This is a genomic window from Mammaliicoccus lentus, assembly GCF_002902755.1.
In the GTDB taxonomy this organism is placed as follows: domain Bacteria; phylum Bacillota; class Bacilli; order Staphylococcales; family Staphylococcaceae; genus Mammaliicoccus; species Mammaliicoccus lentus.
In genome coordinates this window covers 21,518-29,154 of record NZ_PPRS01000038.1, presented here as the reverse complement: position 1 = coordinate 29,154, position 7,637 = coordinate 21,518, and the positions used below count along the sequence as shown (strand labels likewise).

Genomic DNA, 7,637 nt, shown 5'->3' with positions numbered 1-7,637 from the left:
TAAAGTATTGATATCTATTTTAATATTTCTAGTCATAATAAAACTCCCTGCTAAGTTTTCACTATTTAAGTGTTTACTTAACAGGGAGCATATCATTTATGTTTCGGGCTTTTATTATATATATGTGAGGTAATGACCTCTAACGTGCAAGAAATTATTAACAAGCTCGTTAGCATTATAGGCCTATATTTTAAAATCGTATATATTAAAAATCCTCCTAATTTGTAAATTAATATCTCAACGGATTAGGAGGATTTTTGAGCTAAGGAATTATCTCCCTGTCTCATGTTATTTTTAATCACATTAACTGTACAGTCACATAATCATAAATATTTTTAATAATCAAAATGATAGTCACAACAATAAATAATACTTTTACATAAGAAACGCCTTTTTTAATAGCAAACGTCACTCCTAAGTATGAACCTGCTACCATTGATGCGGCCATACATAATCCATATACATAATTGACTTGTCCGAGAAACATGAACAATAATAAAGCACCAACGTTTGAAGCAAGGTTTAAAAACTTTGCATTACCTGCTGCATGTAAGTAGTCAAGGCCAATTAATAACAACATGAATAGGAAAAACGAACCTGTTCCACCACCTAAGAAGCCATCATAATAACCAATAACAATTACACCAATAATAAAAAGTATCGCCTTTTTTAATGATAATTTTTTATATTGGTTAATATCTCCCCAATCTTTCTTTACAATGGAATACACTGTAACAAGAGCAAGAATGATAATAGCTAACGGCTTTAAATATTCTGGTGGTAAATAGGTCGCAGTTATTGCTCCGAAGATTGAGCCGATAAAGCTTAAAGGAAATAACTTTCCGACAATATCAAAATCCACTTTTTTTGCTTTAATAAACTTCATTGTACTTGTAAATGTACCAAAAGAACTTGCTAATTTATTTGTACCTAACGCAACCGCTGGATCCATTCCAACCGCTAGTAGCGCCGGTAAAGAAATCAAACCACCGCCACCTACAACAGAATCTATAAATGACGCAATTAAACCAAATACTATAATGATGAGTAGGATATTAATATCAAACTCCATCGTCTCATCTCCTCTACTTTATGAATACGACATCCCAACGTCTATTTTAAAGTAGATCATCCATCCATTCTTCTTTCTCTTTTTGAATATCATCATGTTTAGAAATTGTGATTGTTTCTACATTTTCTACCGCTTCATCAATTAATGGACCAAAATCAAAATTCGATTCAAAATATTCTACTTTTTCTAATTTTGGATTTGTTTTCGGGTTTTTCGGCGTAAAAATTGTACAACAATCTTCAAAAGGTTGAATCGATAAATCGAAAGTGTTAATAGCTTGTGCTTTTTTAACAATTTCATCTTTATCGAATGTTAATAGTGGTCTTAAAATAGGCATAGATGTAACACTATTTATTGCATACATACTGCCAAGAGTTTGACTAGCTACTTGTCCTAAGTTTTCTCCATTAACGATAGCATGTGCTCCAATATTATGAGCAACTTTTTCTGTAATTCGAAGCATCATTCTTCTCGTACTTGTCATTGTATAACTTTCTTCAACAACTTTATGAATTTGTTTTTGTAAATTCGTAAAAGGTACAATATGAAGTTTAATGTCCCCTGTTAAATAAGAAAGCTGTTTCGTTAAGTCGATAACTTTTTGTTTTGCTTGTTCACTAGTATATGGCGGGCTATGAAAATGAATAGCTTCAATTGTTACACCACGTTTCATTACCTCCATGCCAGCTACTGGAGAATCTATTCCACCAGAAAGCATTAATAAAGTTTTACCCCCAGTTCCTACAGGTAAACCTCCTGCACCTTCTAGGACTTTATTATACATATAAATTGCATCTTTTCTTACTTCTACTTTAATTTTATGATCAGGCTGTTTAACATCAACCGTGATGTTGTTAGTGTTTTCGAGTACATGACCACCTAGAGCTTGGTTTAGTTGAAAAGTATCCATTTCAAATGTCTTATCTGCACGTCTAACATCTATTTTAAATGTGTCACCATCATTAAATTCATTCGCGAATTGAAGTGCAATTTCCTTCATAACATCTAACTCTTTTTCAATTCTTACTACTGGGCTAACTGAATGTACACCAAACACCGACGTTATACGTGTCATCATTTCTTCAATATCTGAACCTTCATAGACATCTATATACATTCTATCTCGATTAGCACGTACCTTATATCCTTGTAGTGGCATTAAGCGATCTTTAATGTTTGCTCTTAACTTATTTACAAACATCTTTCTATTGCCTGATTTTAAAGTTAATTCACCGTACCTAACTAATATATGATCATAATTCATTTTTTAATAACTCCTTTACTTCTATATATACTTTATTAAAGGCTTCTTTAAATGTTTCGATTTGTTCTTCTGTTATATCATACGTTATGCTAATTCTTATACTACCTTCTATACGACTATTACTCATACCCATAGCTTTTAGCGTTTCATTATGCGAACTTTTTTTCGAAGAACATGCACTTGTAGTTGAAAGGTAAATATCAAATTTTGAAAAAGCATTAACCAATACTTCACCTTTTACTCCCGGAAATGAAATATTCAAAATATATGGAGCTGCGTCGGTCGGAGAGTTAATTACTATACCTTCATAACTTTCTATAAACGTTCTAATTTCAGATCCCTTCGCATATAATACTTTACGATGTTGTTCACAATTCTCTTGCATAAATCTCATAGCTTTAGCTAAAGAAACATTAACTGGGGCATTTACTGTACCACTTCTAATACCGTATTCTTGTCCCCCACCAAATATGATTGGTTTAATAGATCTGAGTTGGTTCAACACTAAAATTCCAGAACCTTTTAATCCATGGAATTTATGAGCGCTTAAACTATAACTATCCATTAAATTGATATCTAAAGGGATTTTACCAAATCCTTGAACACCATCTACATGAAAATGAACTTTAGGATAAGCTTCAAGCATTTTGCTAATCTCTTCTATAGGTTGAACTTGGCCCATTATATTATTGACATGCATACAAGTTACAAGGATGACATCATCATTAAGTAGCTTTTCTAAAGAATTTAAATCTAATTTACCATCAGCAGTTGTATTAATATATTTCAGGTTAAATCCTTGTTCTTCTAACGCTCGCATCGTTTCAAGTACAGATGGATGTTCCATTTTAGTTGTTAAAATCGTATTCCCAAATCTTTTCTTCGTTTGAGCCATACCTTGCAAGACTATATTATTTGATTCAGTGGCTCCACTAGTAAATATGACATCAAATTTATCATTTAAATTTAAGTATTGTTTTATATTTTTTCTTGCTTTATCAATCAAATGTGCAATTTTTATTCCTGCACCATGAGGGCTATTTGGATTAAAAAAATAATGTTGGTTCATTTGAGTATATGACTTAATAACATCCTCATGAGGCTTCGTAGTTGCAGCATTATCTAGATATATCATACTGTCACCTCTTTTTTTCATTATATAATGATACCACAAGTCAAATGGTATAGATATACTTAAAAATGATAGAGTAGCTAACGTGAAAAAATGAAGTTTGACAATTGATTATCCAAAAATAACAAGCTAGAACAATAATTTGTTCTAGCTTGTTATTATAAATATTTATTAATTTTGCTGATAAACTTCTTCTTCGATTTTATCACTGATTCCAGGTTCAACTTTTTCTAAAGCCGCTTCTGAAATTTCTATTGCACGCTTGTATCTATTATTAGCGAAAAGTCTTTCTGCTTCATTAAGACTTTTGTTTAATTCGTTATTTTCTTTTCTATATCTATTACCATATTGAATTAATGTTTCAGCATGAACTGCATTAATTAAAACGTCTGTTGTTTCATCTTCAAACTTATTCATTTGTAAAACGATATTGCTCACTTTATCTTTCACAAACTGAACATTAATCGGTCTTTGGCTAAAGATTTTATTAACTTCGCGTATTTCATGATCGATTTCATTTTTCATAATGATAAATCTTTCAGGTACGCTAGGTAAATTTGAAGCAAGTAGATTTCTGTATATTTCCTCTTTCTTAGATTGAACTCTAAGTGTGTTTTGTTGAGCTGTTGCTTCATCTTCACGTAATGAAACAAGGTGATTTTGAATTTTTTCTTGATTGTCATTAATAACTTTTACGTGTTCTTCAATATATAGTAAATTATCTTCTACTTCACTGTATCTAACACTTGCTTTTGCCATTTCACTCAAAATTTCATCATATACAGTTATTAAATTTTGAATCTCATTTTCATACTGTCTTACTTTATGAACGTCTTCTTCAGAAATATAATAGTTTTCTTTTACATATTCAATTTCTGTTTGTAGCGTATAGTTCATATCTTTAGCATGGAATAATTCATCTGTAATAATTTCTTTAGATTGTTCAACTGTATTTTTAGATTTAACTTCATGTTCGATTAAATCGTACATATCATCTAATGAATCGTTAATCTCAGTAATAATGTTTTCAGCTTCACTTAGTTCTAATCTACCTATTAATGGTTCAACTAAATTCAATCTGCCTCTTAAAGTTTGTAAAGTACTTTCTACTTTAACATGTTCTAAATTATAACCTTCTACTTTTAAATCGCGACAACCAAATTTTAAATCTTGGAATTGTCCTGGTAATTCTTTTTGAACGTCTTTGATTAATAGAGGAATTTCATTCATGTCTTCTTGCATGCGTTTCATATCTGTATGTAATTGATCAATATGACCTTTTGCTTTAACATAATGTCCCTCATCAATAAGTTCTTCATACTGCTCAATTCTAGGATAAAATGCTTCGATATTTTTTTCGATTAAATCAGCTGCATCACCGAATTGGTGTCTGTTTGCTAACACTTCTCTTTTGGTTTCTCTGTAGATTTGCTTACATTCTTCATACAATTTATCGCTTGATTCTACTGTTGTAATTAATTCTGTAACACTCTGAGTTAAGCGCGTATATTTCTTTTCGATGCCATCCATAATCTTATCTGCATCAGCTATACTTTCTTCCGATTGCGAAAACTTAAATTTATCTAGCTCTGCATCGGCATCATGTATTTTAGCATCCACTACTTTCAAATCTTCTTGTAGCACTGTTTGCCACTCTCGTTTAAATTGATCATACTTATCTTTAGCTTCGCCTCGCACATTTAATTTTTTAAGTTTAGCTAACTCATCTTGAAACGGTAATTGTTTAATTTTTTGTTTACGCTGTTCAGTCTCAGTAATCAAAGTTCGCTTTGATGTACGCAACCATAACATTATACCAATACCAATTAATATAATGATGATAATTGCAAGTGTTATATAAATTGCCATTATGTATTCTCCTCCTAAATCGTTCTCTTTATTATAACGTAAAATATTTATCCAACAAACCTTTTTCTGTGCAATTTGTATCTAAAGTTCTAAAATAGATTTATAATTTAAAAAAATAATGAAAAGAGGAATAAATATGTCTGAACATAATTTGAATTATTCACTATTAAGCAAACAATTAGATGGCCTTTTATCAGGTGAAAAAGACCTAATTGCAAATTTAAGTAATACATCTGCTTTTATTAATCAATTTTTACCCGAAATTAATTGGGTAGGTTTTTATCTTATTAAGAATAATGCATTAAAACTTGGTCCGTTTCAAGGATTACCTGCTTGCGTTGATATAGAAATTGGTAAAGGCGTATGTGGAACAGCTGTAGAAAATAACTCAACTCAGCTTGTAGATGATGTCAATGCCTTCCCTGGGCATATAGCTTGTGATGCAAACAGTAAATCTGAAATAGTTATACCACTATATTATAACAAAGAAGTTATCGGTGTGTTAGATATAGATGCACCAATAAAAGCAAGATTTACAGAAAAAGATAAAGATGGTTTAGAACAACTTGTGCAAGTACTCGAAAAGCATCTCTATATCTAAAAATAGTTTGACATTACCCATCAAGAACAGTATACTATTCTTTGTGTGAATTAACGGAAGTAGCAGTTAAATATTATAGGGCTCTATGTTATTCCCAAAGAAGGCGTGTTGTGTAACCGCGGCTGCAAGGTGAAGGCACACAAATATAACATATCCATATGAGCATTTAACATTCTTTCTTGTTTCTTCATAACAATCAAACAAGAAAAAGGAGGAACTTCAAAATGGCAAGATTTAGAGGTTCAAACTGGAAAAAATCACGTCGTTTAGGTATTTCATTAAGCGGCACAGGTAAAGAATTAGAAAAACGTCCATATGCACCAGGACAACACGGCCCTACTCAACGTAAAAAATTATCTGAGTATGGTATGCAATTACAAGAGAAACAAAAATTACGTTACATGTACGGAATTAACGAACGTCAATTCCGCACTATCTTCGACAAAGCTGGTAACATGCAAGGTGTTCACGGTGACAACTTCATGGCACTATTAGCTTCTCGTTTAGATGCTGTAGTATACCAATTAGGTTTAGCACGTACTCGTCGTCAAGCACGTCAATTAGTTAACCATGGTCACATCACTGTAGATGGTGGTCGCGTAGACATCCCATCTTACACTTTAAAACCAGGTCAAACTATTGGTGTTCGTGAAAAATCACAAAAATTAAACATTGTTGCTGAATCTGTAGAATTAAGTAACCACGTACCTGAGTACTTAACATTTGATGCTGATAAATTAGAAGGATCATTTGTACGCGTTCCAGAACGTAGTGAATTACCTGCTGAAATCAATGAACAATTAATCGTTGAGTACTACTCTCGTTAATAGTTTAAATTTATATCCCCACTCCATTCGGAGCGGGGATTTTTTTATAAGATTTTATTCATTTAACCATTCACTTAAACTTTGAGGATAATCTGTAATAACGCCATCTACTCCAATTTTTATCATTCTTACAAAATTATGATAATCATTTACAGTGTAAGGTAATATTTTTAAACCATGCGCATGTATACTTTTCACAAACCCTTTCGTAAGCAATTTATAATTTGGATTTAAATACTGAGCATATTCACTTATTTTTTGTATTGTATCATTTCTAATAAGACGATGTCTTTTACTTATCAGCACACCAAGTTTTATATTTTTATTTAATTCTCGAACCTTTTTCACGCTGTTTCTATCAAATGATTGGATAATAATACGATTGATATCAAGCCCTGTCTTAATAATTTCATTTATTAATTCTTCTTCTATGCCTGGATATTTATCTGGATGTTTAACTTCTATTAGTAATTTAATATTGGTAGGCTTGATAAGCTGTAATACTTCTTGTAGCAATGGTATACGTTCTCCTATAAATTTCTCTCCTTTCCATTTACCTATATCATATTTTAATAATTCATCATAAGTTAAATCTTTAATGGTACCTTGTTCTAAAGTTGTTCTTTCAGTCGTAGGATCATGCATAACAACTAATTTTCCATCTTTAGTTCTATGTATATCAATTTCTAACATATCGATGTTTAATGTGAGAGCATATTTATAAGATGCTATCGTATTTTCAGGTATCAATGAAGGAACACCTCTATGTGCTACCTTAATTATTGAATTTATACTGTTCAGATTCATTGTCTACTCCTTAATTATCCGTCATAATGTAAAGTATACCTAAAATTATTTATTTAAAGAAAGGA

At 31.3% G+C, this 7,637-nt stretch carries 7 protein-coding genes; 2 read left to right on the top strand and 5 right to left on the bottom strand.

The features are described 5' to 3' along the window. Positions 1-298 precede the first annotated feature (298 nt). The 4 genes from CD135_RS10690 to ezrA form a co-directional block, all read right to left on the bottom strand. Entirely contained in the window at positions 299-1,072 is a 774-nt protein-coding gene (locus tag CD135_RS10690) for a sulfite exporter TauE/SafE family protein (protein WP_017000631.1), read from the bottom strand. Between the two features lie 46 nt (positions 1,073-1,118). After that, complete coding sequence (gene thiI, locus CD135_RS10685; protein WP_103269450.1) at positions 1,119-2,336, bottom strand: tRNA uracil 4-sulfurtransferase ThiI; 1,218 nt, start codon at positions 2,334-2,336, stop codon at positions 1,119-1,121. Then, complete coding sequence (locus CD135_RS10680; RefSeq protein WP_103269449.1) at positions 2,326-3,471, bottom strand: cysteine desulfurase family protein; 1,146 nt, start codon at positions 3,469-3,471, stop codon at positions 2,326-2,328. The genes thiI and CD135_RS10680 overlap by 11 nt, the downstream gene beginning before the upstream one ends. A gap of 168 nt (positions 3,472-3,639) precedes the next feature. Further along, positions 3,640-5,337, bottom strand: a complete 1,698-nt coding sequence (gene ezrA / locus CD135_RS10675) for a septation ring formation regulator EzrA (protein ID WP_103269448.1) — start codon at positions 5,335-5,337, stop codon at positions 3,640-3,642. Between the two features lie 136 nt (positions 5,338-5,473). Between ezrA and CD135_RS10670 the strand changes: the two genes are divergently transcribed. Together CD135_RS10670 and rpsD are read left to right on the top strand one after the other, a co-directional pair. Continuing rightward, positions 5,474-5,938, top strand: coding sequence for a GAF domain-containing protein (locus tag CD135_RS10670; RefSeq protein WP_017000628.1), 465 nt, complete (start codon positions 5,474-5,476; stop codon positions 5,936-5,938). Positions 5,939-6,162: 224 nt separating this feature from the next. Next, positions 6,163-6,765 (top strand): 30S ribosomal protein S4, encoded by a 603-nt coding sequence (rpsD, locus tag CD135_RS10665; protein WP_017000627.1) that lies wholly within the window; start codon positions 6,163-6,165, stop codon positions 6,763-6,765. A 54-nt stretch (positions 6,766-6,819) separates the two neighbouring features. Here rpsD and CD135_RS10660 read toward each other — a convergent pair whose 3' ends face one another. Then, the gene (locus CD135_RS10660; RefSeq protein ID WP_103269447.1) at positions 6,820-7,572 is read right to left on the bottom strand and encodes a glycerophosphodiester phosphodiesterase; all 753 of its coding nucleotides are present in this window, start codon (positions 7,570-7,572) and stop codon (positions 6,820-6,822) included. Positions 7,573-7,637 lie beyond the last annotated feature (65 nt).

Excerpts from the sequence above, each read along its gene's own strand:
- CD135_RS10690 (WP_017000631.1), bottom strand. The coding sequence starts at position 1,072 with ATGGAGTTTGATATTAATATCCTACTCATCATTATAGTATTTGGTTTA.
- thiI (WP_103269450.1), bottom strand. The coding sequence starts at position 2,336 with ATGAATTATGATCATATATTAGTTAGGTACGGTGAATTAACTTTAAAA.
- CD135_RS10680 (WP_103269449.1), bottom strand. The coding sequence starts at position 3,471 with ATGATATATCTAGATAATGCTGCAACTACGAAGCCTCATGAGGATGTT.
- ezrA (WP_103269448.1), bottom strand. The coding sequence starts at position 5,337 with ATGGCAATTTATATAACACTTGCAATTATCATCATTATATTAATTGGT.
- CD135_RS10670 (WP_017000628.1), top strand. The coding sequence starts at position 5,474 with ATGTCTGAACATAATTTGAATTATTCACTATTAAGCAAACAATTAGAT.
- rpsD (WP_017000627.1), top strand. The coding sequence starts at position 6,163 with ATGGCAAGATTTAGAGGTTCAAACTGGAAAAAATCACGTCGTTTAGGT.
- CD135_RS10660 (WP_103269447.1), bottom strand. The coding sequence starts at position 7,572 with ATGAATCTGAACAGTATAAATTCAATAATTAAGGTAGCACATAGAGGT.